The organism is Paenibacillus cisolokensis, from assembly GCF_018403665.1.
GTDB lineage: Bacteria > Bacillota > Bacilli > Paenibacillales > Paenibacillaceae > Paenibacillus_AH > Paenibacillus_AH cisolokensis.
Window position 1 is genome coordinate 1 of record NZ_BOVJ01000079.1, and the last position, 25,906, is coordinate 25,906.

The 25,906-nt window shown below is 57.9% G+C and carries 17 protein-coding genes and 7 pseudogenes; 1 reads left to right on the forward strand and 23 read right to left on the reverse strand.

Going from position 1 to position 25,906, the window contains the following annotated elements:
• Window positions 1-121 precede the first annotated feature (121 nt).
• The 14 genes and pseudogenes from PACILC2_RS11715 to cymR all read right to left on the reverse strand — a co-directional run bounded on the left by PACILC2_RS11715 (window position 122) and on the right by cymR (window position 13,922).
• Window positions 122-2,281, reverse strand: coding sequence for a methyl-accepting chemotaxis protein (locus tag PACILC2_RS11715; RefSeq protein WP_244863458.1), 2,160 nt, complete (start codon window positions 2,279-2,281; stop codon window positions 122-124).
• Window positions 2,282-2,502: 221 nt separating this feature from the next.
• Window positions 2,503-3,756, reverse strand: a complete 1,254-nt coding sequence (locus PACILC2_RS11720) for a peptidase U32 family protein (protein WP_443678847.1) — start codon at window positions 3,754-3,756, stop codon at window positions 2,503-2,505.
• A gap of 91 nt (window positions 3,757-3,847) precedes the next feature.
• Window positions 3,848-4,768 (reverse strand): annotated as a pseudogene (locus PACILC2_RS11725) (peptidase U32 family protein); the annotation flags it as partial.
• Window positions 4,701-5,843, reverse strand: a complete 1,143-nt coding sequence (mltG, locus tag PACILC2_RS11730; protein ID WP_244863459.1) for an endolytic transglycosylase MltG — start codon at window positions 5,841-5,843, stop codon at window positions 4,701-4,703. The pseudogene PACILC2_RS11725 and the gene mltG, both read right to left, overlap by 68 nt.
• Window positions 5,844-5,935: 92 nt before the next feature.
• Window positions 5,936-6,238: a DUF1292 domain-containing protein gene (locus PACILC2_RS11735; RefSeq protein WP_213528966.1), complete on the reverse strand. Its 303-nt coding sequence runs from the start codon at window positions 6,236-6,238 to the stop codon at window positions 5,936-5,938.
• Window positions 6,235-6,540: a DUF1292 domain-containing protein gene (locus PACILC2_RS11740; protein ID WP_062492009.1), complete on the reverse strand. Its 306-nt coding sequence runs from the start codon at window positions 6,538-6,540 to the stop codon at window positions 6,235-6,237. The genes PACILC2_RS11735 and PACILC2_RS11740 overlap by 4 nt, the downstream gene beginning before the upstream one ends.
• 8 nt (window positions 6,541-6,548) lie before the next feature.
• Window positions 6,549-6,965, reverse strand: a complete 417-nt coding sequence (gene ruvX / locus PACILC2_RS11745) for a Holliday junction resolvase RuvX (protein WP_062492007.1) — start codon at window positions 6,963-6,965, stop codon at window positions 6,549-6,551.
• 22 nt (window positions 6,966-6,987) lie between these two features.
• Window positions 6,988-7,248 carry an IreB family regulatory phosphoprotein gene (locus tag PACILC2_RS11750; protein WP_062492005.1) on the reverse strand — a complete coding sequence of 87 codons (261 nt, stop codon included), beginning with the start codon at window positions 7,246-7,248 and terminating at the stop codon, window positions 6,988-6,990.
• Between the two features lie 54 nt (window positions 7,249-7,302).
• Window positions 7,303-9,934, reverse strand: a pseudogene (alaS, locus tag PACILC2_RS11755) (alanine--tRNA ligase).
• 397 nt (window positions 9,935-10,331) lie between these two features.
• A complete protein-coding gene (locus tag PACILC2_RS11760; RefSeq protein WP_213528967.1) occupies window positions 10,332-11,402 on the reverse strand; it encodes an AI-2E family transporter in 1,071 nt (356 codons plus the stop codon).
• Window positions 11,403-11,553: 151 nt separating this feature from the next.
• Window positions 11,554-11,751 (reverse strand): YrzR-like zinc ribbon domain, encoded by a 198-nt coding sequence (locus PACILC2_RS11765; RefSeq protein WP_062491997.1) that lies wholly within the window; start codon window positions 11,749-11,751, stop codon window positions 11,554-11,556.
• 3 nt (window positions 11,752-11,754) lie between these two features.
• Complete coding sequence (locus PACILC2_RS11770) at window positions 11,755-12,303, reverse strand: PRC-barrel domain-containing protein (RefSeq protein ID WP_213528968.1); 549 nt, start codon at window positions 12,301-12,303, stop codon at window positions 11,755-11,757.
• A gap of 40 nt (window positions 12,304-12,343) precedes the next feature.
• Window positions 12,344-13,486, reverse strand: a pseudogene (locus tag PACILC2_RS11775) (cysteine desulfurase family protein); the annotation flags it as partial.
• A gap of 16 nt (window positions 13,487-13,502) precedes the next feature.
• On the reverse strand, window positions 13,503-13,922 hold the full coding sequence (gene cymR / locus PACILC2_RS11780) for a cysteine metabolism transcriptional regulator CymR (RefSeq protein WP_062491992.1): 420 nt from the start codon (window positions 13,920-13,922) through the stop codon (window positions 13,503-13,505).
• A gap of 260 nt (window positions 13,923-14,182) precedes the next feature.
• Between cymR and mnmA the strand changes: the two are divergent.
• Window positions 14,183-15,320: pseudogene (mnmA, locus tag PACILC2_RS11785) on the forward strand (tRNA 2-thiouridine(34) synthase MnmA).
• 86 nt (window positions 15,321-15,406) lie between these two features.
• Here mnmA and PACILC2_RS11790 read toward each other — a convergent pair.
• The 9 genes and pseudogenes from PACILC2_RS11790 to dtd form a co-directional block, all read right to left on the reverse strand.
• Window positions 15,407-16,728, reverse strand: a pseudogene (locus PACILC2_RS11790) (hemolysin family protein).
• A gap of 290 nt (window positions 16,729-17,018) precedes the next feature.
• Window positions 17,019-18,331, reverse strand: a pseudogene (locus PACILC2_RS11795) (replication-associated recombination protein A).
• Between the two features lie 91 nt (window positions 18,332-18,422).
• Window positions 18,423-18,632 carry a hypothetical protein gene (locus PACILC2_RS11800; RefSeq protein WP_213528969.1) on the reverse strand — a complete coding sequence of 70 codons (210 nt, stop codon included), beginning with the start codon at window positions 18,630-18,632 and terminating at the stop codon, window positions 18,423-18,425.
• 294 nt (window positions 18,633-18,926) lie between these two features.
• The gene (locus PACILC2_RS11805) at window positions 18,927-19,682 is read right to left on the reverse strand and encodes a tRNA threonylcarbamoyladenosine dehydratase (RefSeq protein WP_213528970.1); all 756 of its coding nucleotides are present in this window, start codon (window positions 19,680-19,682) and stop codon (window positions 18,927-18,929) included.
• A gap of 36 nt (window positions 19,683-19,718) precedes the next feature.
• Window positions 19,719-21,551, reverse strand: coding sequence for an aspartate--tRNA ligase (gene aspS, locus PACILC2_RS11810; protein WP_213528971.1), 1,833 nt, complete (start codon window positions 21,549-21,551; stop codon window positions 19,719-19,721).
• A gap of 20 nt (window positions 21,552-21,571) precedes the next feature.
• Window positions 21,572-22,825 (reverse strand): histidine--tRNA ligase, encoded by a 1,254-nt coding sequence (gene hisS / locus PACILC2_RS11815; protein ID WP_213528972.1) that lies wholly within the window; start codon window positions 22,823-22,825, stop codon window positions 21,572-21,574.
• 818 nt (window positions 22,826-23,643) lie between these two features.
• A pseudogene (locus PACILC2_RS11820) lies at window positions 23,644-25,156 on the reverse strand (coproporphyrinogen III oxidase).
• A gap of 13 nt (window positions 25,157-25,169) precedes the next feature.
• On the reverse strand, window positions 25,170-25,340 hold the full coding sequence (locus PACILC2_RS11825; RefSeq protein ID WP_213528973.1) for a hypothetical protein: 171 nt from the start codon (window positions 25,338-25,340) through the stop codon (window positions 25,170-25,172).
• A gap of 108 nt (window positions 25,341-25,448) precedes the next feature.
• Window positions 25,449-25,892, reverse strand: coding sequence for a D-aminoacyl-tRNA deacylase (dtd, locus tag PACILC2_RS11830; RefSeq protein WP_213528974.1), 444 nt, complete (start codon window positions 25,890-25,892; stop codon window positions 25,449-25,451).
• Window positions 25,893-25,906 lie beyond the last annotated feature (14 nt).

Consider the following 25,906-nt stretch of genomic DNA (forward strand, 5'->3'; position numbering starts at 1 on the left):
GGGCGACGATTTGACGGAAGGCGCGGACGGCCTCCGGGGCTTGCAAGCAAAAAAAGCGGCCGCCATAGCGGCAGCCGCCTGTCGCTCCGCGTCCGCAAGGACCGGGCGAAATTGCACTCGCTTATATTGAAAACTTGGACAGCGATTCCTTGAGCTGACGTGACGCGTTCTCCAGCTTGTCGGACAGCTTCACGAGCTCTTCGCTCACATGGAGCTGCTCGTTGCCGAGCGAAGCGACCTCTTCCGATGTGGCGGACGATTGCTGCGCGACGGCGCTCACGTTGCTCATTGCTTCGGACAGCACCGATTGCGACTGATCGAGCTCGCCGATCGATTCGGTCACCGAATGCAGGCTGTGCACGAACAGATTCATCTGACCTTGCACCGTATGGAAAATTTGGCTTGTCTCTTTAACCGACTCGATCTGCTGCTGGAAGATCGGGTAAGCGTCCGACAGCGCGGTAACCGTCTCGTCGATTTCGTGTTGAATCGTCTCCGTCATCTGCGCCACGACATCGATCGACTGCCGGGACTGGTCGGCCAGCTTGCGAATCTCGTCCGCTACGACCATGAACCCCTTGCCCGCCGCTCCTGCGCGGGCCGCTTCGATCGTGGCGTTCAGCGACAAAATGTTCGTTTGCTTCGTAATGTTGTTCAATACGTCCAATATTTTGCGGATCGAACGGGTGCTTTCTTTCAACCGGTCCACTTTCTCGACCATGTTGCGGGTCATTTCTTCCGCTGCTCCCGTCTTCTCGATCAGCATGCTCATATGCGTCGTTCCGCGTTCGCTCGCTTGCTCGACCTCGCCGGCCGCCGCGCTCATTTGCGTTTTGGCGTCCAGCACCCGTTTCATCTGGGTGTTGATGTTCAGCGTCAGGTCCGTGCCTCTTTCCGCTTCCATCGCCAGACTTGTCGCGCCTCCGGCAATTTCTTCCGTGGCCACCGCAATTTCTTTGGCGGCGAGCGCCGTTTTCTTCGACGCTTCCGAAAGCTCGCCGGCCGTATGAAGCACATCTTGGGCCGTCACGTTCGTTTGCTGCACGAGCTCCGTAATTTTCTCCATCATCTGATTGAAGCTTTGCGAAAGCTGGCCGATTTCGTCTTTTCGTTTCAATTTCGAACGGACGGACAAATTGCCTCTCTCGCCTTCGTTCATCAGGTTCCGGATATTCGAAAGGGGAACCGCCACCGTATAAAGCACGAAAATCCCGATGCCGGCCGCCAGCATCGCTGCCAATATGGAAACGACGGCCGTCACATTGCGGATATAGCCGGCGCTCTTCACCAGCTCGGCGACCGGAATCGTTCCGAGAAGCCGCCAGCCGGGCGATTCCAGCGTCTGATAGATAGCCAGCACCTTCCCGCCGGCGCTCGTCGCCTCCAGCGTACCGGAAGCCTTCGCATTCTCTCCGACAGGAAGCTGAACGTCGGATGGCTGGCCGATCAGCGTCTCGTCGGCATTCGTCAAATAGTTGTTGTTCTGGTCGAGCAACACGATGCGCGATCCGTTGCCGAGATGAACATTTTCAAATTGATTTTGGAATTCCTTCAGGCTGATTTCGAGAACAAACACATACTGGGCGTCGTTATTCAGCGTATTTTTCAGCAGACGCGCCACGCCGAATGTCGCCGATCCGCTGCCGCCGAGCGATTTCGGCTGCGTCGGAATCCATACCGTACGCCCGTTCTGCTCCAGCGCGGCCTTGTACCAGTCCGTGCTTGTGACCGATTCCCACGAAAGCGACGAGCTTCCCAGTATGCCCTGATCGCCCGCTTGCTTGATCGGTATCAAATAGCTCCCTTGCACGCCCCGGTTGCTCATCGTAAAGCTTTGCAGCCGTTCGTTCAGGGAGCGGCTGGCCTCGAACCGCTCGTACTGCGATATCCCGGTTTTGCTATACTGCGCAATCCGCTCTTGAATGACGCTGTCGACGATAACCTGCATGGTCAGCTCTTCGTAGTTTTTGATCATCAGGTCAAGCTTCTCGGCCGTCTGCTGAATCGTCTGATAACCCGATTGCTTCGCCTGCGATTCGATCGTCGACTTCGAAATAGAATAAGACAGCAACCCGACAATAAGAACGCATGCCAGAATGCTGGTGAAAATGACAAGAAACAGCCGGGTCCCTACCGATTTGGCCGGATTGAAGGACAGCGCTCCCTTCAAATCGGCAATTCGGAACATTCCGATCCGCTTCTTTGCCTTCTCCCCGTTCTGCTGCGAAGTATTGCCCTTGTCGACCGGCTTGTCGTTTTTGGGCGACTTGCTTCTTTTCATGTACAGACACCACCCGTTTCTTATGCATAATAACCGGTCGGAGGGATAGTTCCTCCTCCCATTGTAGCCTCAACATTTTATATATCGGTATTAGGGCGGCAAAACATAAGACCAACGGGCAAAAATGAAGCGAAAACTCGTCTTAAAGACCTATGTATGTTTTGAGAGACCTGTAAATAAGATAAAAGACCCGGGGTCCAAGTACCCAGGTCTTGTCGTTATTATGATCCGATGCGCTTGCGCATCATGTCCATCGGCTTCACCGGTCTGTCCGTACGAATGCGGAGCCGCTGCAGCGGATGGCGGGCGGCGTCCAGCCGCTCCCCTTCCTCGCTGAAAATTTCGCCGATCGTCTGCTTGAAGAACGTCCCGCCCGGACCGAAAAATTCGACTTCCTGTCCCGGACGGAAATGATTGCGCTGCTGAACGATTGCAGTGCCGGTCGCGCTGTCGTAATCGAGCACGACGCCGGCAAAATCGTACGGCGCCTTTTTCTCTTCCGGCTCGTAAATATGGGCTTCCGCGCCGGGCTCGTCCAGGAAGAAGCCCGTATTGAGCGGCCGGTTGGCGGCCTTGTCGATCTCTTCCCGCCATTCCGGCTTCAGCTTATAGCCTTCCGGATCGGCGAAATAGGCGTCAATGGCTTGCCGGTATGCGTTCACGACCGAAGCGACATAATGGACGCTCTTCATCCGCCCTTCGATCTTGAAGCTGTCGACGCCGAGCTCGATCAATTGCGGCAAATGCTCGATCATGCACAGATCTTTCGATCCCATCGTGAAGGCATCCCCCGCTTCTTCGAGTGCCGGCGCTCCCTCCCGTTGCAGCTCGTACTTCCAGCGGCAAGACTGGCAGCATCCGCCCCGGTTCGAATCCCGGTCCGTAAAATGGTTCGACAATACGCATCTGCCGGAATAGGACGAGCACATCGCGCCGTGAACGAACACTTCGAGTTCGATATCGACATGGGCCTTGATTTCCGCAATATCTTCGAAGCTCGTTTCCCGGGCCAGCACGACCCGCGGCAGCCCCTGCTCTTTCCAAAATTGCACGGCCCGCCAGTTCATCGTCGATTGCTGGGTGGACAGATGCACTTCCAGTTCCGGCGTCAGCCGCTGCGCCGTCTCGATGACGACCGGATCGGCGGCGATAATGGCGGCGACTCCGACATCGCGCAGCCCGCACAAATATTCGCCCAGCCCCTCGATATCCTCGTTATGCGCATAAATATTGGTAGCCACGAACAATTTTGCGCCGTAGCGGCGGGCAAATTCGACGCCCTCCCTCATCTCCTCGAGGCTGAAGTTGTCGGCATTGGAACGCAAGCCGTATTTTTGCCCGCCGATATAGACGGCGTCCGCGCCGTAGTGGACAGCAAACTTCAGTTTCTCCAGACTGCCCGCGGGTGCGAGCAGTTCGGGTTTGTCGAGCCGATGCCGCTTGCCCTTCGGCAGCGGCTTCGTCATCGTTGTCACTCGTCAGGCACTTCCTTTCGCTTGCTTCAATACACTTGTTCCTTGTAAAAAAGCCGAAGCTCAATTCCCGTCCGGGCGGCTGGACCGCCCGAATCGCATCCAGCCATTCTTCCCGGAACACGTATTCGTCCGGATTCGCGGCGTATGCGTCGATGGCGGCCCGGTAGCTCCGGACGACCGTCTCATTATAGGCGACGGATTTCATCAAACCTTCGATCCGCAAGCTGTCTATGCCGGCGGCCAGCAGTTCGTGCAAATCCTCGATCATGCAAATGTCGTCGGCGCTCATCATATGCGTGCCGTTGGCGTCCTCGTAGATCGGATACATCTCGCCGGCCCGCTCTTCTTCGGTCAGGTATAGGCCGGCGTCGGCCGAGACCGGCACCGCCCGGTGCGCGCCGCGATGATCCAGATAGCTGCCGACGAGTTCGCGCCGGGAATGATAAATATTGGTCATGCCGTGCACCTGGACCTGAACTTCAAGCGAGGTCCGGGCCTTCAATTCCTTCACCTGCTCCAGATTGAGCTCCCGGGCCAGGACGACACGGGTCGCCCCGAACCGGCCCCAATAGTTCGCCGACGCGTAATTGGTCGACGTCATCTCCGCATTCCAATGAAGCTTCAGATGCGGAGCTTCGGAACGGACCGCCATCAGTACCGCCGGATCGCCGAACACGACGGCGTCCGCGCCCGTCTCGGCTACGCCCCGGATATAAGCGGGCAGCTCCTCCGCTCGGTGATTGTCCATAATATTGTTGACGACGGCATAAATTTTGGCCCCGTGCGCATGGGCGAGCCGCACCGCTTCCGCCATGGCCGGCAGCCCGAATTCGCCCGGAAGTCTGAGCCCGTACCGGGATTCCCCGATGGCGAACGCGTCCGCTCCTGCCGCCAGCAGCACCTTCATCTCTTCAAGCGACGAAGCCGTCGCGAGCAATTCCGGTTTATTGCGCACCTTCTCCCCCTCCATTCCGCTTCGCCGTCCGGTTGCTTTCCTCGATGTTGCGCTCATGCTCCTCGAACGTGCGGGCGAACAGATGCTCCCCGCTTCCGTCCTTCTTGGTCACATAGAACAAGTAATCGGATTTCGCCGGGTACAGCGCGGCTTCGATCGAAGCGAGGCTCGGACTGGCGATCGGGCCCGGCGGCAGTCCTTCGTACTTGTACGTGTTGTACGGATCGTCAATTTCCAGATCTTTGTACAGCAGCCGCTCCTTCTGTTCCCCGAGCGCGTATTGAACCGTCGCATCGATCTGCAGCAGCATCCCTTTTGCCAGCCGGTTGTAAATGACGCCGGCGACGAGCGCCCGCTCCTCGTCGACGACGACTTCCCGTTCGACAAGCGATGCGACCGTCATCAGCTGATGAAAATTCAGCCCCCGTGCGGCCATTTTCTCTTTCCATCCTTCGGGAAGCTCGTTCAGCTTGCGCTCCAGTTCGCTCACCATCCGAACGATCATATCGTTCAGCGTACTGTCCTTCGGAAACTCGTACGTTTCCGGGAACAGATAGCCCTCGAGCCGATAACGCAGCTTCCCGTCTTTGGGAATGGACTGCAGCACGGACGAATCCGCCGGCAGTTTAGGATCATCGACCAGACGGAGAAACTCTTCTTTATCGGCCAATTTCTCCTTGTCCAGCTTCTCGGCCATTTGCAAGATCGAATAGCCTTCCGGCACCGTGAACCGTATCGTCTCCGGCTTCACTGTCTCTCCCGCATTCAGCTTCGCGACTATCTCATCGTTCGTCATGCCGGGATGCAATTCGTATATGCCGGCCTGGAACTTGTTTCCTTCATCCTTGTAGCGCAAATAATATTTAAACAGGAATGAATTTCGAATGATTCCTTGTTGCTCCAGCATGTCGGCCACCTGGAAGGCGGTCATTCCGCGTTCAATCTCCACCCGCTTCGCTTCGCCTTCCGGCGCCGGCCGCAAGCCGTTCCAGACATACAGGGCCACCGCTCCGCAGCCGGCCAGCAGAAGCAAAATGATGACAACGATTACCCAGAATGTGATTCGTCCCTTCTTCGGTCCGAGAGACGTATCGGACGAGTATCCGTCCGTCCCTTTCATCGGCCTGTCCAACGCACTTTCCTCCGTTTCCGCAAGCGAAGGGCGGTATCAACCGCCCTTCGCGCCTCGATGGATATATAGCTGCGACAGCTTCGACATGCTGATCAGGAACGTTCGGTTTCCTGGAACAACAGATCGTCGTACGCCTCGGCAGCGGCCTCCCATTCCTCGTCGTCCTCGATGCTTTCAAGCTCCGGCTCCTCGCCGTCGACCACGACGCGGAACATCTCAACCTCGTTCTCCTTGCGCATGGCGGGAGACTGCAGGGCGGCATAGACTTGCCCGCCGAGTTCGAATTCCGCCATAATCCGGTACGATTCGGGCTGACCGCCCTCCGACAGCAGTTCTACTTCTTCGCCGTATTTGCTTGCAAGCAGACGGACCCGGACCGGCTGTATTCCGTTCATCCGTTATCATCTTCCAGTTCGCTAAGGAGCGTATTGAACGTTTCTTCGACCATATTCCATTCTTCTTCGTCTTCGATCGTATAGAGCTTCAGGTCGTCGCCGTCCTCTTCGTAGCGGAACGCGTAAACCTCGTCCTCTTCGGCGTCCTCGTCGCCGTCTCCGATCGGCACGACCATCATATATTTCTTGTCGGAACCGTCGACTTCGAACTTCATGATGACCTCGAATTCTTCCTCGTTGCCGTCTTCATCCGGAATATAAATAATTTCCGGCTCATCAAACTGCATGTCGTCCTTTGTCATCGTTACCCTCACCTTTTCGTTTTAGAATCGAGAAAATTTTGCAAAATGAGCGCCGCGGCCATTTTGTCCACGACCCGCTTTCTTTTCTTTCGGCTGATGTCCGCTTCGAGCAGCGTTCGTTCGGCCGCCACGGTGGTCAGCCTTTCATCCCACAGGTGAACAGGTAATTTCAGTTTTTGCCGGAGCTGTTCCGCAAATGCGATGCAAATTTCGCCACGAGGACCGACGGTGCCATTCATATTCTTCGGCAAACCGACGACAACTTCCCCAATTTCGTGCTCTCTGACCAGCTCGGCGATCCGCTCGAATTCGCTTCCGTCCCGACGCCGTTCCACAACCGTGACACCTTGCGCGGTCCAGCCGAACGCGTCGCTGACGGCAACGCCGATATTCCGGTCACCGTAGTCCAGTCCCATCCATTTCATGCCTGACTCCGTTTCCCGCCGCCTACCGATGCCGGCTTAAATAGGAACGGACCAACTCCTCGATCAGTTCGTCCCGTTCTTTTTTGCGAATCAAGCTTCTGGCGTTGTTGTGCCGTGGAATATACGCCGGATCACCGGAGAGCAGATAACCGACGATCTGGTTGATCGGGTTGTATTCCTTCTCCAGGAGCGCATCATATACTTTCAGCAAAATTTCCTGCGAAGAAATTTCGATTCCTTCCGCTTTCACGTCAAACTTCATCGTTTTATCCATGGAACTCATCGCCAGCACCTCGCTTTCCTCAATCGGCAGGTTTCAAAAGGTTCTTATTTTCTACTATATCACATTTGCCTGCTTTAGAACCAGTTCTTCGGCAAGTTTCAGCGCTTCTTCCAGTTTGGACGCATCCTTGCCTCCGGCCTGCGCCATATCCGGCCGTCCGCCTCCTCCGCCGCCGCAGCGCGCGGCCGCTTCCTTGATCAGCTTGCCGGCATGAAAGCCTTTCTGCACGAGATCGGGCGAGACGGCGGCGACGAGTTGAACCTTGTCGTCCTGAACCGCGCCAAGGACAATGACCGCCGAACCGAGCTTCGCCTTGAGCTCGTCGGCGATGCTCCGGAGCGCGTCCATGCTCGGCGCCGAGACGCGGGCGGCCAGCACCGTAACATCGCCGGCCCGCTTCGCTTTCGACTCGAGCGAGCCGGCCTCGATATGGCTCAGCTTCGCCTGAAGCGATTCGTTCTCGCGCGCCAGCTCTTTCGTCTGGGCGAACAGCGCCTCGATCCGCTTCGGCACGTCCGCCGGATTCGATTTCAGCAGCGCCGCAGACTGCTTCAGCAGGTCAAGCTGGCTTTCCACATAAGCATAGGCGTGACGTCCGGTTACCGCTTCGATGCGGCGCACGCCGGAACCGATGCCGCTCTCCGCCACCAGCTTGAACAGGCCGATCTGGGACGTGTTCGTCACGTGGCAGCCGCCGCACAGCTCCAGACTGTAATCGCCGACCCGGACGACGCGGACGATATCGCCGTATTTTTCGCCGAACAGCGCCATCGCGCCCATCGCCTTCGCTTCCGCGAGCGGTTTGCTCGAAATCTCCACTTCGGTTCCGAGCCAGATCTGGCGGTTGACGCGGCGCTCGATCTCCGCCATTTCTTCCGCGGTGACCGCGCCGAAGTGGGAGAAGTCAAACCGCAGACGTTCCGGCTCGACGAGCGAACCCGCCTGGTTGACGTGCTCTCCGAGCACTTCTTTGAGCGCCTTGTGCAGCAGATGGGTCGCCGTATGATTTTTACAATATCCGCGCGCAGCTCTTCCGCGACGGCCGCCCGTACGACATCGCCCTTGCGGATCGTGCCGGATACGACGACCGCCCGGTGAACGGGCTGGCCGTGGGGCGCCTTCGTGACGTCCTCGACGTTCAGTTCGAAGCCTTCGCCCGCAATCGTTCCCTTGTCTCCGACCTGTCCGCCGCTTTCCGCATAAAACGGCGTCCGGTCCAGCAGCACCAGCACCCGGCTGCCGGGTCCCGCGATGTCGACCATGCTGTCGTCCTTGACGATGGCCGTCACTCTGGCTTCAGTTACCAACTCATTATAACCAACGAACTCGCTTTTAACCGTGAAATCGGCGAGCGGACCGCCCTGCGTATTCATGCCGCCGGTCTCCGTCCGGGCATCGCGCGCGCGCTTGCGCTGCTCTTCCATCGCCGCCTCGAACCCTTCGCGGTCGACCGTCAGCCCGTGCTCGCCCGCATAGTCTTCGGTCAAGTCGAGCGGGAAGCCGTACGTGTCGTACAGCCGGAACGCGTCTTCGCCGCCGATAACCTTCCGGCCTTCGGCTTTCGCGTCCGCGACGAGACCTGCGAGCAGGCCGAGCCCGTCCGACAGCGTGCGATGGAACTGCTCTTCTTCCATCCGGATGACGCGCTCGATGAACGCCCGCTTCTCGACCACTTCCGGATAGTAAACGCCCATAATGCCGCCGACCGTCTCCACCAGCTCGTACAGGAACGGGCGGTCGATGCCGAGCTTCTTGCCGTAGCGGACGGCGCGCCGCAGCAGCCGCCGGATTACGTAACCGCGACCTTCGTTGCTCGGCAGGACGCCGTCGCCGACGGCGAACGTGACTGTCCGGATATGGTCGGCGATCACCTTCAGCGCCACATCGGCATCCGCGTCTTCCTTGTAGGTTACGCCCGCTATTTTGCACGTCCGCTCGATGATCGGCAGGAACAGGTCGGTGTCGAAGTTGGAATCCACCCCCTGCAATATCGAGGCAAACCGCTCCAGGCCGGCGCCGGTGTCGATGTTTTTGTTCGGAAGCGGCGTGTAGCTGCCGTCCTTGTTATGGTTGAACTGCGAAAATACGAGGTTCCACACTTCCAGGAAACGCTCGTTCTCCCCGCCCGGATAGCATTCCGGGTCGGACAGGTCGCCGTATTGGTCGCCGCGGTCGTAAAAAATTTCCGTACAAGGTCCGCAAGGACCTTCGCCGATATCCCAGAAGTTGTCTTCCAGCTTGATAATGCGTTCGTCCGGCAGACCGATCATGTTGCGCCAATAGTCGTAAGCTTCCTCGTCTTCCGGATAGACCGTTACCGAGAGGCGTTCCGGATCGAAACCGATCCAGCGGGGCGACGTCAGAAACTCCCAGGCCCATTCGATCGCTTCTTTCTTGAAATAATCGCCGATCGAGAAGTTGCCGAGCATCTCGAAAAACGTATGGTGGCGGCGCGTTTTGCCTACATTTTCGATATCGTTCGTGCGAATGCATTTTGCGAGTTGGCAATGCGCGGATTGGCGGGAATTTCCCGGCCGTCAAAATATACTTTAAGCGGCGCCATGCCGGCATTGATCCACAGCAGCGACGGATCGTTGTTCGGCACGAGCGATGCGCTCGGTTCGATCGCATGACCTTTGCTTGCAAAAAATTCGAGCCATTTGGAACGGATTTCGCTAGCTTTCATGGAATTACGCCTCCAATCGGAATGTTATCGTTCGTGTGCTGCGCCCGATCTGACGTTCGGACACAAAAAAACGCCCACTGAATACTCAGGGACGAATGATCGCGGTACCACCCTGGTTATCGCCCCGCGGCCGGACGCTTCTTGGCTCCTGACCGGCGGCGATCGCCTCTAACGGACGGTAACGGGTCCAACCGGTGAAGTTCGTTCACGCTCCGAAATGAGCTTTCCGCCATTCTTCGTCACAGGCGTTATCGCAGCCGCGCAAGCCGGACTCCCGAACATGCGCGTAACGCCCTCTCTGGCTGACGGGCTATGGCGTACTTCCAATTCGTCATCGCTCTCATCGTATGGAACATACATAGATATTCAAGATTATAGGGGATACTGCGGCCTGCTGTCAAACCATGTTCCGTCTGACATAATAGGCGAAAATGTGCTGGAAGATCACCTTCAGGGCGGCGAAGATCGGAACGGCCAGAATCATGCCGACGATGCCGGCGATTTCCCCGCCGACGAGCAGCGCGAATATAATCGTCAGCGGATGCATATGAAGCGTCCGCCCTACCACCTGCGGCGAGACGACGTTTCCTTCGAGGATTTGGCATACCGTATTGACGACGACGACGAGCAGCATCATTTTGACCGACAAGGTCGATGCCACGATCAGCGCCGGAGCGGCGCCGAAGAACGGTCCCAAATACGGAATGATATTGGTGATCGCGACGATGCCGGCAAGCAGCAGCGCATACGGCATGCCGATGAGCAGGTAGCCGATATAGGCCAGCGTCCCGACGATGACGCAGACGAAAAACTGGCCCCGAATATAACTGCCGAGCGCGCTGTCGATATCTTTCAGCAGCCGGACGGCGCCTTTCCGGTGGCTCTTCGGCACAAACGTGATGACCGTCCGTTCGAACACTTCGAAATCCTTCAAAATATAAAAAGCGAGAAACGGGATAATGAAGGCGATGAACAGCGCGTTCAGCATCGCGCCGATATTGTTGACGAAATCGAATATGGCCGCCGACAGCCGCTTCTCCATCTGGTAAAGCGAATTGTTGATGCCCGTCCGCACGCTTTCCGGCAGCAGCGAGTTGTTGTTCAGGTCGCTGACGATGTCCTGCGCGCGTACGGTCAACTCCGGCACATGGCGGTTCAATTCCTCCAGCTGCTCCAGAACCATCGGGATAAGGTTGACCAGCACTACCGCGATGGCAAATCCGAAAACAGCGTAGATGAGCAGCACCGCAATCGTGCGCGGCATTTTCCGAACGTTCAGCATACTGACGATCGGATTCAGAACGTAAGAGATGATCATCGCGATCAGAAAAGGGGCCAGCACCGCCTTCAGAAAGTTGTATACGTTCACGATAAGCGGCTTGAGCTGCAGCAGCAAATAAAGGGCGGCAAGGCCCAAAATAACGTATACCAGGCCGGCAAACAGCCGGCTGTTTGTAAAACGTTCCATACTACCGTACCCCCGCATTCCGGCAGCTGTCGAAGCGTCAGGCCGCTGACGGTCAGCCGCTTCGCGCCGGAGTCGTTGCTCCGTTCAGTATATGTACATGCAGGGCAATTCATCCTGTCACATAAAAAGACGGCCCTTAAGGCCGTCTTCGTCAGTTCGCATGAATTTGCGGCATATCCTCTTCAAAGAACAGATCGTCCAACGAGCTCAGCGTGCCGTCCTCTTCCACCTGGTAGACGGACATCTTGTCCCCGTTGACGGTCAGTTCGATGAAGCAGCCCCAGCAATAGAACTGATGGGAACCGATTTTCCCGATGTCTTTCGAATTGCAGTTGGGACATCTCATCATCTTTCATTTCTCCCTAATAACCGAATCGGAAGAAGCGACCGGTTCCAGCTCCGTTTCGCTAATGGCCGGCACGATGATCGCATCTTCCCCCAGAAGGATAACGTCGGAATCGGCGGGCGCACGAAACCATTTGCGCCCTTCCATCACGTCCGAAATAAATCCGTCTGTCAATTCATAACCTACTATCTGTGTACCCTGAAACGGATAAAAATAAACGTCCGACAATCTGCCCAGCTGTTGACCGTGAACCGTCATAACGGGCAAATCGCGCAGTTTAACGCATCCGCTTTGGAAGAAAGACCTTCCGATCTCCGCAGCCTTCAACTTGCGAACCGAATCTCCTTCGGCAATAAGAACGGCATCTTCGCCGCAGGTCAGCACGTGGTTCCATTCCACAACGCGTACGCCGCCGGACAACCGCCAGCCCGTCTCCAGAATGAGACCTCTGAGCCGCCAATGTTCGTCGAACCATGCGTCCTTCACTTTCCCGACTTTTTTGCCGGTGTGGATGACGAGAACAGGAAGACCGATAAGCTGTTGAAGTTTGATCACGGGCCTGAATGAGCCTCCTAGTCGGTAGTACGAGCCCGGCGCAAAATCGTTTCAATTTTTGCGCGGCCAGCTCGATCTCCTCCATAGTATTGCCCAATCCGAAGCTGAATCTTACAGCGGATTCCAGCCGCCAGCGGGGGAGGTTCATCGCTTTCAGCACATGCGACCGCTCAAGCGATCCCGATGTGCAGGCCGAGCCGCTCGATGCCGCGACGCCCGCCAAATCCAAATTCATGAGCAGCGTCTCGGTATCGAGTCCGGCGAAGCTGATATTTGCGATATGAGGCAGACGATGGAGCGGATTGCCATTGACGGCGATGCGGTCTTCTCCCGCAATCGCTGCCAGTCTCTCTATCCATGTAGAACGAAGCTTGTCCAAAAATAGTTTCTTCGTTTCCCGTTCGTTCACACAACGTTCAAATGCACGGGCAAAACCGGCGATCGCGGCGACGTTCTCCGTGCCCGGTCTCCGTTTTCGCTCCTGATTGCCGCCGTGCAGCAGCGGCTCGAACGGCGTGCCGCGGGCGATATAGAGCGCGCCGACGCCTTGCGGGCCGTTGATTTTATGGGCGGAGAAGCTCATCAGATCGACAGGCAGCCGGCCAAGATCGATCGGCTCGGTTCCGAGCGACTGCACCGCGTCGACATGGAACGGGACGCCGGCCGCCCGCGTCAGTTCGCCGATTTCCTCAATCGGCTGGATCGTGCCGACTTCATTGTTGCCGTGCATAATCGTCACGACGGCGGTATCCGGCGTGAGCGCCTCGCGCACGTCATCGACCGAAACCCGCCCCGTTTCGTCGACCGGCAGCCGCGTAACCCGAAATCCTTCCTGCTCAAGCGCGTCGCAAGTATGGAGCACCGCATGATGCTCGACCGCCGACGTAATAATGTGGGTCTTGCCCTGCTTGCGGCGGGCTCTTGCCGTTCCGGCGATGGCGGCATTGTCGCTTTCGGTGCCGCCGGACGTGAACATCAGCTCGCCCGGTTCGCATCCGAGGCCTTCGGCGATCAGATCGCGCGCCCGGTTGATCCGCTGCCGGGCCGCCCGGCCAAAGGCGTGCATGCTGGATGCGTTGCCGACCGTCTCCCGCATAACTTCCAGCATCGTCTCGGCAACATCGGGATGCAGCGGCGACGAAGCGGCGTGATCGAAATAATGTCTGTCGTTCATTGCATTCATCCTATCGGTTCGTTTCCTAGATGTAGAACATGTAGCTGTCCGGCTGTCCTTCGTCTTTATAGGAGACAAGGTCGGCCAGCGTCGTCGAGTCAAGCACGTTGGCAATGCTGTCGCGAATGCGCAGCCACAGATCGCGTTTGGCCGGATCGTCTTCTTCGGTAAAATCGACCGGCGAGATCGGCCCTTCCAGAATGCGGATCACATCGCCCGCCGTAATCGATTCGGGTTCTCTCGACAAAACGTAGCCTCCGTAGGCGCCCCGGATGCTTTTTACCAAACCCGCGTTGCGCAGCGGCGCGACGAGCTGCTCCAGATAGTGCTCGGACAACTGGTTACGTTCGGCAATACTTTTTAATGAAGTCGGCCCTTCGCCGAATTTGGCCGCCAACTCCATCATAATCGTCAGACCGTAGCGGCCTTTCGTCGAAATTTTCAATGTAATGGACACCTCTTTCCAAACTTACAGCAGTTTTTCGTCTATGTCTATATGAAAAACAACGCCATCTAATCCATGGTATTCCCAGTTCGAATATATGTTAACATATCTTAGAGGTTAGAGCCACCGGAATCGTCACTTGCAGGTTGTAAACTTGTGAAAAATCGCAGCCGACTGTGTTACAATAGGATTAGCGTTTCTGCGCGGGCCGCCTGCCTGAAACGCCTGCAAATCGGCAGTTACAGAAAGTGGTGATCAAGATGACGAAACCGAAATCGTCGACACGCGTAGTTGTCGGCATGTCGGGCGGGGTCGACTCGTCCGTGGCGGCATTGCTGCTGAAGCGCGAAGGCTACGACGTAATCGGCATTTTCATGAAAATTGGGACGATACGGACGAGAACGGTTTCTGCTCCGCAGAGGAGGATGCGGAGGACGTTCGCCGCGTATGCGACCAACTCGGCATTCCCTATTATACGATCAATTTCGAGAAAGCCTATTATGATAAAGTTTTCGCCTATTTTCTCGATGAATATAAGCGGGGACGCACGCCGAATCCCGATGTGATGTGCAACCGGGAAATCAAATTCGGCGAATTTTGCAAAAGGCGCTCGAACTCGGCGCCGATTATTTGGCGATGGGACATTATGCGCGCATCGAGCGTACCGCCTCGGGGGAGGCGAAATTGCTGCGCGGCGCAGACAGCAACAAGGACCAGACTTATTTTCTGCATGCGCTGAATCAGGAGCAGCTGGCCAAAGCGATGTTCCCGATCGGGCACTTGACGAAGCCCGAGGTGCGCCGCATCGCGGAAGAAGCGGGACTTGCCACCGCGAAGAAGAAAGACAGCACCGGCATCTGCTTTATCGGCGAGCGGAATTTCAAGCAATTCCTGAGCGGTTACCTGCCCGCGCAGCCGGGACCGATGGTCGATCTGCGCACCGGGGAGACGAAAGGACGGCATGACGGGTTGATGTACTACACGCTCGGACAGCGGCAAGGGCTCGGCATCGGCGGCTCGGGAACCGGCGAGCCATGGTTCGTCGCCGACAAAGATCTGGAGCGCAACATTCTGTACGTGGTGCAAGGCGACCGTCATCCCCGCCTTTATTCGGACGGGTTGACCGCTTCCGGCGTCAACTGGATTTCGCCGGCGCGGCCGGACAAGCCGCTGACATGCACGGCCAAGTTCCGCTACCGCCAGCCCGACCAGAAGGTCACCGTCACGCTGCGCGAGGACGGCACGGCCGATGTCGAATTTGCCGAGCCGCAAAAAGCCGTCACGCCCGGCCAGGCTGTCGTCTTCTACGACGGCGACGTCTGTCTCGGCGGCGGCACGATCGAGCGCGTACGGCATACCGATCCCGCCGCTTTCGAAGCGGCCCTGGCCGGCCGCTGATTGCCGGCGCCGATCGGCAAGCGAAAGGGCGGGGGCCCGGTGCATGTGCGCCGGGTCCCCGCCCTTTTCAAGCCTTGAGACAAGGGCTAGCCGAGCCCCGTCTGTGCGACGCCGTCCTCCTCCTGCCGCTCCGTCAAACGGCGGACCATAATGCGCGAGATGCGCAGATGATCCGTTTCTTCGATCGTGAATTCGAAGCCGCCGTCGATCGAAATTTTCTGATCTTTCCTTGGCGGAATTTCGATCTGCGAATAGATCCATCCGCCGATCGTATCGTAATCGTCGGTATCGATATCGAGTCCGAAAAGCTGTTGACCTCCTCGATCAACATGAGGCCGCTGATCGAATAGGTATGTTCGTCCTTGCGTTCGATATCCGGACGTTCCTCATCGAATTCGTCCTGAATCTCCCCGACGATCTCCTCCATAATATCTTCCAGCGTCACAAGGCCGGAGGTGCCGCCGTATTCGTCGATCAGAATGGCAATCTGCGTCTTCTTCTTCTGCATCAGCTTGAGCAGCGTGCTGATCTGCATCGATTCCGGCACCGTCGTAATGGGCCGGATAATCTGTCGGATATCGGTAATCGATTCCGCACCCTCCTGAAGCAAATCTTTAATATGGACGAACCCGATCATATTGTCCTTGTCGCCTTCGCAGACAGGATAGCGGGTCCGCATTTCCCGCAGCGCCGTCAATCTGTTTTCCGCATAAGGCAAATTCGCATCGAGGCAAATAATATCGGTCCGGGGAATCATAATTTCCCTGGCGCTCGTTTCCGTAAACTCGAAAATGTTGTCGACCAGTGTCAATTCGGTGTTGTCGATCAAGCCGCTTTTGTGGCTCTCCTTCATCATTGTGCGAATTTCTTCTTCCGTATGCGCCGAACCGGCTCTCGATGCGGAATCGAAGCCGAGCAGCTTCACGATTCGTCCGGCGCACAGGTGAAGCAGCCAGACGAACGGATAGACGATGCAGCGGAATGCCATGACCGGCACTGCCGCCAGCAGGGCGACAGACTCCGGCTTGCGGCTCGCCAATGTTTTGGGCGCCACATTCCCGATAATGATATGAAGCAGCGCAACGAGCGCGAAGGCGATGACCAAAGCGATCGCCGCGACGGCCTCGCCGCTGAGCTGCAGCCGCTCGAGCCAAGGAGACAACATGCTGGATATGGCTGGCGCGCCGAACAGCCCGAGCCCGAGCGAAGCGAGCGTAATGCCGAGCTGGCAAGCCAGCAAATATGCATCCAGATTGTTCGTCAGATGAGTCGCAAAGCGGGCTTTCATCTTTCCTTCGGACGTCAGCGAGCCTATTCGGCTGCCTCTGATCTTCCCCATCGCAAGCTCAGCCGCAACGAAGAAGCCGTTAATGAATACCAGCGCGAGTATGATCGCCAGGTTCGTCATGATCGCGGGTAGCGGTAAAGGGTCGCTCAATCTTTTTTCCCTGCAGCCGCAGCCGTTCGTAACGGGCGAATGCGGCGGCAGGCGCACCTCCTTTATGGCCGATATTTTATATTATTAAGGGTAGATGATTCCAAGCCTGCCCGTCAAACCTGCAAATCGCCGCATTCGGCGTTATGGAGACGATAGTAATTTTTATTCGCTACAGGTTGGAAGATATACACCTTTTACTTCCGTAATCTTCCGTTTTAGCCTGCGGGAGCCTCTGCGCGGGGTAAGGAAACGATCGGCGGCTACGAGTCGGCCTTTCGTCTCCGCTGCTGATTTTGCCTGATCCGCTCTTCCGTCCCCTGTTCCGTCGCCTCGTAGAACGTCCGCTCTCCGCTCGCGTCGGGCAAATATTGCTGCTTGACATAATGTCCCGGATAATCGTGCGGATATTTGTATCCGACATGTCCGAGCTGTTCCGCACCGCGGTAATGCGTATCGCGCAGATGAAGCGGCACTTCGGCGGCGCCCAGCCTTTCGATCTCGTCCGCGACGCGCCCGATGGCCGTCGCAACGGCATTCGACTTGGGACTTTCCACCGCAAACAGTATCGCCTGCGCGATGTTGTATTTCGCTTCCGGCCACCCGATCTTGTGGTAAGCGTCCATCGCCGTCACCGCCTGCACCATTGCCTGCGGGTTGGCCAGCCCGATATCTTCGCTGCAGGCGACGATCAGGCGGCGGATAAAGACCATCGGGTCCATGCCGAGCTTCTCCACCGCGTACAGAAACCAGAACAGCGCCGCATCGCTGGAACCGCGCACGCTCTTGTGAAACGCCGACAGCACGTCGTACTGGGTCGATTCGTCGGCCTTGACCGTCGGCATGCGGATCGATTCCTGGGCCACCTCCAGCGTAATATGAACCGAGCCGTCGGGCCGGGACGGCGTCGTCACGGCGGCGAGCTCCAGCGCGTTGAGCGCGCGGCGGATGTCTCCGCCGGCCATCGAGGCGATATGGTCAAGCGCTTCCTCGTCCACCTGAAGATTCATAAAGCCGAGCCCTCTATCCTTGTCCGCCAGCGCCCGGCGCATCGCTTCCAGCGCATGACGCTTCGTCAGCTTGTGCAGTTGAAACAGCGTAGATCGCGACAGCAGCGCGCCGTTCACATAGTGGAAAGGGTTCTCCGTCGTAGCGCCGATAAAACGATCAAGCCCTGCTCCACCGCAGGCAAAAGCGCGTCCTGGCGGGACGAGTTGAAGCGGTGCACCTCGTCGAGAAAGAGCGTCGTCTTGCGGCCGTACATCGACTTGTTCATGCGGGCCTGCTCGATCACTTCCCGAACGTCCTTGACCGACGCGTCCACCGCATTCAGCTTGACGAACTCCCCTGCCGTCCGCTTCGATATAATATGTGCCAGCGTCGTCTTGCCGCAGCCCGGCGGCCCGTACAGCACGATCGACGACACCTGGTCGCCTTCGATCGCCCGCCGCAGCAGTTTGCCCGGACCGACGATATGCTCCTGTCCGATATATTCGTCCAGCGTCTCGGGACGCATCCGGTCGGCCAGCAGCGTTCGCTGCGGCGTCTCGAATTCCCGGTACGTAAACAGGTCCATGGCCAGTTTCAACCCCATCTTCATGCTATGTTGCTTCTATTTTAACACATACGCACAGACGTTCTCCAGCGGGACAGCCGGGCGGAAGCATTCAAGCCCAAAAAGCTGCAAATGTGCAGCTTTTTGGGCTTGAATGCGGTGGTTTTGATAAAATTCCTGCAATTGTGCAGGAATGAATCCCCTTACCTAGCCTGTACGCCCTTTTCCGCCCGAAAATGTTGTATTTTTGCAGGAATTTGGCTTGCAAAGCTGGATTGGGGTCGGAAAAGATGCATTTTTGCAGAATTTTAATTTTCAGCATGACCGCGCGGTGCTCCCCGGGCGATTTTCGCCCAAGCCACACGCTCGCGGCAGCCTGTTGGCGCGCTGCGCGAATGGATATGCGCAGCACACGCCGGACGGACATTTAGAGACGAAATTGGCACATCGTGTCGAACGGACATTTAGAGACGAAATTGACATCGCGCCGAACGGACGTAAAGGACGGCCGCATCGCCCCGTTCCGCATGAAGCGGCCGGCGATCGGCCAATCCGACGAGGCCAGCCCGTCCGACGAGGCCGGCCTTCCGCCGCCAGCCCGGCCGCGACGCTTCGATTATGCGTCGATGCCGGCTTTTTTCAGCAGGTCGCGCACGACGACGCTGACCATAATGAGCCCCGCCACCGGAGGCACGAAGGCGTTGCTGGCCGGCGGCTGCTGCGCCTTGCGGATTTCCGGCGCGTTCTCCGGCACGATCCGCTGCGTGACGTCTTCACGCGGCTTGATCGGCTCCTCAGGGGAGAACACTACCTTCACGCCTTTGTGAATCCCGTCCTTGCGCAGCTTCTGGCGGATGACGCGGGCGATCGGATCGGTGTGCGTCTTGGAAATATCGGTCACCCGGAACTGCGTCGGGTCCATCTTGTTGGCCGCGCCCATACTGGAAATGATCGGAATGTTCCGCTTCAGGCATTGCTTGATCAGATGGATTTTATACGAAATCGTATCCGAAGCGTCAATGACGTAGTCGAGCGGATATTCGAACAACTTCTCGTACGTTTCCTCGGTATAGAACATCCGCAACGCCACCGCGTCGCATTCCGGAAATATAAGCTTGATCCGGTCCCGCATCAGATCCGCCTTCGGCTGGCCGACCGTCGTCGTAAGCGCGTGAATCTGGCGGTTCACATTGGTAATGTCCACGACATCCTTGTCGATCATCACAATACGTCCGACGCCGGTACGAGCCAGCGCTTCCGCCGCAATCGAGCCGACGCCGCCGATGCCGAGCACCGCGACGGTGCTTTTCTTCATTACGTCCAGCCCTTCGGGGCCGATTGCAAGTTCGGTTCGGGAAAATTGGTGAAGCATACTACGCCGACCTCTCCTTACTGTACAAATATCTTGTCAAGCGCCGTTCGCCGAGCCGGCCGCCGCGGCCGCCTGTCCGCCGGCATTCGGTCCCGGTTTGGCCCCCGGCTTCGGCAGCGTACGGATGTGCAGTTGCTGCAGCTGCGCAGGATCGACGGCCGACGGGGCGTCCATCAGCAGATCCGTTGCGCTCGCCGTCTTCGGGAAGGCGATCGTCTCGCGCAGGTTGGAACGGCCGGCAAGCAGCATGACGAGCCGGTCGAAACCGAAGGCGATTCCGCCGTGCGGCGGCGTGCCGTACTCGAACGCTTCAAGCAGGAAGCCGAATTTCTCGTACGCTTCCTCCATCGTAAAGCCGAGCGCCTTGAACATTTTCTCCTGTACGTCACGTCTGTAAATCCGCATCGAACCGCCGCCGACTTCGTAGCCGTTCAGCACGAGATCGTACGCTTGCGCGAGAATCCGGCCGGGTTCGGTGTCGAACAGATGCAAATCCTCGTCGCGCGGACGGGTGAACGGATGGTGCAGCGCCACGTACCGCTTCGCTTCCTCGTCCCACTCGAGCAACGGGAAGTCGACGACCCAGGCGAATTTGAACTTGGAATCATCGATCAGCCCGAGCTCCCGTCCGACTTTCAGCCGCAGGTTGCCGAGCACGTCGGCGACGACTTGCGGTTTGTCGGCGGAGAAAGTCAGCAGGTCGCCGTCCTCCACGCCGAGACGCTCGGTCAACGCCGCGATTTCTTCCGGCTTCAGGAACTTGACGATCGGACCGCGCCATTCGCCGTCCTTGACCGTAATCCAGGCCAACCCTTTGCCGCCGTAACGAGCGGCGAACGGCTGCAGGTCGTCCAGCTCCTTGCGGCTCCAGTTGGCGCAGCCTTTGGCATTGAGCGCCCTGACGACGCCTCCGCTCGCCGCGACGCTGGCGAATACTTTCACATCGCTGCCAGCGGCGATGTCCGTAATATCTTCGATCTCCAGACCGAACCGCAGATCCGGCTTGTCGGAGCCGTACTTGCTCATCGCGTCGGCATAAGTGATGCGCTGGAACGGCAGTTCCACCTCGACGCCGACCGTTTCGCGGAGCAGCTTCGCGACGAGACGCTCCATCATCTCCAGCAGTTGGTCGCGGGAGAGGAACGACGTCTCGATGTCCACCTGCGTAAACTCCGGCTGGCGGTCCGCACGCAGATCCTCGTCGCGGAAGCAGCGGGCGATCTGATAGTAGCGCTCGAGACCGGACACCATCAGCAGCTGCTTGTAAATTTGCGGCGATTGCGGGAGCGCGAAAAATTCTCCCGGGTGGACGCGGCTCGGCACGAGATAATCGCGCGCCCCTTCCGGCGTGCTTTTCGTCAAAATCGGCGTTTCCACCTCGATAAACCCTTCGCTGTCGAGAAAATCGCGGAACACCTTGGCCGCCTTCGAACGGAGCAGCAGCGTATTATACATCTCCGGACGACGCAGGTCGAGATAACGGTACTTCAGCCGGATGGCCTCGTCGACCTCCACGCCGTCCTCGATCGGAAACGGCGGCGTTTTCGCACCGTTCATCACTTCAATTTCGGTAATGCGGACCTCGATTTCGCCGGTCGCGATATTCGGGTTGAACGTCTCCGGATCACGCTCGACGACCGTGCCGCGCACGGCCAGCACATATTCGTTGCGGACGCGGTCGGCGATCGCATGGGCTTCGCCCGAGAAGGCCGGGTTAAAGACGATCTGGACGATGCCTGTCCGGTCGCGCAAATCGATGAACAGCACCCCGCCGAGATCGCGTCTGCGCTGCACCCAGCCGTTGAGCGTAACCGTTTGTCCGACTTCGGCCTTGCTTAAGGTGCCGCACGAATGAGTTTTCAACAACATTATGGTTCCATCTCCTTCAGTTATGATTCGATTCCTTTAATTTCCGCAGCAAGCCGCTCCAGCTTGACGAAGCGCTGCTCGCCGGTCGCCATCGTTTTGAGCGCAATCTCGCCCCGCGCCAGCTCGTCGTCGCCGAGAATCGCCGTATACGACGCCCGAAGACGGTCGGCCGATTTCATCTGCGCCTTCAGCTTTCGTCCCTGATAGTCGCGGTCGGCAGACAGCCCGGCTTCGCGCAGCGCATGCAGCAGCTTCACCGTCTCCCGCTCGGCCGCTTCGCCGAGACCGACGAGGTAGACGTCAAGGCCGGGGCCGTCTCCTTCCGCCCTTTGCTGCTCGAGCAGCAGCACGGTCCGCTCCAGTCCGATCGCGAGACCGACGCCCGGACGGTCCTCGGCGCTGATGGAGGACACGAGGCCGTTGTACCGTCCTCCGCCGCCAATCGTATCGATCGCGCCGATGCCTTCGGCCTTATATTCAAACGCGGTGTTCGTATAATAATCGAGCCCGCGGACGAGCCGGTGATTGATTTCGAACGGGATGCCCATGTCGGCGAGATGGCCCTTCACCCGTTCGAAATGCCCGGCGCACGCCTCGTCCAGACTGTCCAAAATCGACGGCGCGTCGGCAAAATGCCGCTGATCGACTTTGCAGTCGAGCACCCGGAGCGGGTTCCGCTTCATTCGCGATTGACAATCTTTGCACAGCAGTTCGCGCTTCGGCTCCAGATAGGCGAGCAGCTTGCCGCGGAACGCCTCGCGAATCGCCGGCGTGCCGACGGAATTCAGCTCGACGCGCACTCCCTTCAGCCCGACCTCCTGGTAAAAGGCGTAGCCAAGCGCGATTACCTCCGCGTCCAGCGCCGGATCGTCCGAGCCGATCGCTTCGACGCCGAACTGGTGAAACTGGCGGTACCGGCCGGCCTGCTGGCGCTCGTAGCGGAACATCGGACCGATATAATAAAGCTTCGACAGATCGGGGTCCCCGTACAGCTTGTTCTCCACATACGCCCGCACGACTCCGGCCGTCCCTTCCGGCCGGAGCGTAATGCTTCTGCCGCCGCGGTCGGTGAAGGTGTACATCTCTTTCTCAACAATGTCGGTCGTTTCGCCGACGCCGCGCTGGAACAGCTCGGTCATCTCAAACATCGGCGTACGAATTTCTTTGAAATTAAAGCGGCGGCAAATATCGCGGGCGACCTGTTCGACATACTGCCACCGCTCGACGGAACCGGGCAATATATCCTGCACGCCCGGCGGCTTCTGGATTGCCATTGCCATAACCTCCTATTTAAAATAAAAAAGCTCCCGCCCCCGGCATTACAAGCCAGGGACGAGAGCTGTTCGCGCTCCCGTGGTGCCACCCATCTTCCGGACCGATAACATTAACGGTCCGCTCTCATGCGGTTAACGCCCGCCTGCGCATGACGACTACTGATCCGCGCCCGGCCATTCCGGCATATGCCGCAATCAGCCGCTGCGTCGTTCGCCGCCCGTTCTCCGGGATGTCGTTCATCCGTCCACCATAAGGACGCTTGCAGCCGTGGCGCCCCTCTCTGGATACGTGCGAAGGATTACTTCTTCCCCTCATCGAATTTTAAATATGACATCGTATTTTAGATTTTACCCGCGCCCGCAGGCAAAGTCAAGCGTCACATCACATCCGGAGGCCCATTGACGCACATTCTTGCCGTGATTGACGCCCGGCAGTCTCCCTTTCGGTAGCGCTTGTTCCGTCTCTGCCCCACTCGTTCTCAGCCTCGCGGCCCATAGCACACCTGCGGGGGGCCTATTCGCTCGTGCCGTCCCCGGGTCCCGCTGCCCATAGCGTACCTGCAGGGCCTTATTTGCTCGCGCAAACTAAGTTCGACTATCAGACCCTTTTCGAGGCGTTGTCAATCTCGTACAGGCTGATGCACCTCACGCGACCGGGTGCACAAAAACAGAAAAAAACCTGCTATCGCCAGCAGGTTTAAAAATATTATTTAAAAAAGGGGGTCATAACGTATTATAGGCAAGCCATATTAAAGAAACATGTTATTCATGTTACAATTTGATTACAGAAAATAAAACGTTTCCTGTGCGACAGCCTTCTAGTTTCCCGCGAACAACGTTTCAAGCGCCTTGATTTTCGCCTCCGTCGATGTCTGGAAGGCATCGATATACGCCTTCGGCTCCTTCGGGTTGGCCAGCCGCGTAATGTCTCCCGTTTCCGGATGGACGAACTTGCTGGTCGCGCCGCAGCCGAGACCGACGATGGTCTGCATCTCTTCAATGATGAGGATGTTGTACAAGCTTTCGGCGCCCGGCTTCGCATAACCGACATTTTCCAGATTGCCGAGTATATTTTTTGGCGGTACAAATAGTAAGGCAGATAACCGAACTCGTTCGTCCATTCGACAGCCCGTTCCATCATCCGGTTGATTTCGTCGCGATCCGCCACCTTGTATTTTGCTTCGCCCCTGTGTCGCGTCATCTCCGACGCCCGCTTGAACGACAGCGTATGCACCGTGAGCGATTCCGGCAGCAGCTTGGCCGTCTCGGCCAGCGTATGCTCGAATTCGGGCAGCCCTTCGCCGGGGAGGCCGATAATCAGATCCATATTGATATTGTCCATGCCGGCGTGGCGGGCCATCTCGAATTTGTCGATCGTTTCGCGCACCGTATGATGCCGTCCGATCAGATCGAGCGTCTCCTGAATATACGATTGCGGGTTGATGCTGATTCGGTCGATGCCCCATTTTGCAGAACGGCCAGCTTTTCCGGCGTAATCGTGTCGGGTCTTCCGGCTTCGACCGTCACCTCGCGGACGCGGTCCATACCCGGAAAATATTCGTACATCGCAGCGTACATCGCGTCCATCTCTTCCGCCGTGATGCTGGTAGGCGTACCGCCGCCGTAATAGACCGTCGTGATGCCGACATTGTGGCGCCGGAGCCACTGCCCGATTTCTCGCATTTCATAATGAAGGCCATCCAAAAAACCGTTGACCGACCCTTGGCGGCCGTTGATGTCATAGGCGGGAAACGTGCAGTAGGCGCATTTCGTCGGACAGAACGGCACCCCGATATAAATGCTCACCTCGCGGCGCAAATGGTACAGATCCGGCAACGCCGTCAGCTGACGTTCGACGATCTGTTCCATCAGCCCGATTTTTCGTTCGCTGATCAAGTAATCCTCGGCCAGCTCGCGGCGGGCCTGCTCCATCGGCACTCCTCTGCGCACCCGTTCGTGCAGCAGCTTCGTCGGCCGCACGCCGGTCAATATTCCCCACGGCTGAATGATGCCGGTATGGCGCTGCAGCACGTCAAGCAGCGCGTGGCTCATCGCCTGCTTCAGCTGGCGGCGGCGAAATTCTTCGCTTGCGCCGGCCGGTACGGGACGCTCATTGCGCGAAGAAAGCCGGCTTCCGTCCCGCCGGTCCGTAAGCTCAGCCGCGGCGGCGGCGCCGGATTCCCGCTCCTCTGCAGACAGCAGTACGAGAAGATCGGCGCCGTCGTCCGGCCCGGCCGAAAACGTCGTCTTCGCATCTTCGAAAAACAGCGCCACGATATGGCTGAGCGACCGTTCGAACGACGTTTCCGACGCCTGTATATGAACTTGCATTCCTCATTTCCCCTCATGAATGGTCAGGCTGTTCCCGCCGGTGGGCCGGTCCCGGGGACGCCCATTCGGCGGCAGCCTCCATATCGTCTTCCGTATCCGCAAGCGCGAACGCTTCGCGCCGGTCGGCGTGAAGAAGCTGACCGGCCGCTTTGCGGATTCTCGTTTCCTTCTTCGATTGCCGCATCTGCAAGTGACCTCCGGTTTCGGGCGTTCGCCGCGGCGAACGCCCTTTTACCTTCTAGTGTATCCTTGCGGATGCGCTTTAACCGTCGCCGCAGCCGGCAGACGGCCGTCATGCCTTGCTGTCCAGGAGCAGCGTGACCGGTCCGCTATTGACGAGCGAGACGTTCATCATCGCCCCGAACCGCCCGGTTTCAACGGTCAGTCCCAGCCCGCGCAGCCGCTCGTTGAACGCCTCGTACAACCGTTCGGCCTGCTCGGGTCTGGCCGCCGCCATAAAATTCGGCCTGCGCCCTTTGCGGCAGTCGCCGTAAAGCGTAAACTGGGAAACCGACAAAATGCTGCCGCCGACGTCCGATACGGACAAATTCATCTTCCCTTCGGCATCCTCGAAAACGCGCAGGCCCGCCACTTTATCGGCCATCCACCTGACGTCTTCCTCCGTATCGTCATGCGTAAACCCGACAAGCAGCGTCAGGCCGCTCTCAATGCTTCCCACCATATCTCCGTTAATTTCGACCGATGCCGCGCCGCTGCGCTGCACGACCACTCTCATCTGCCGACACCGCC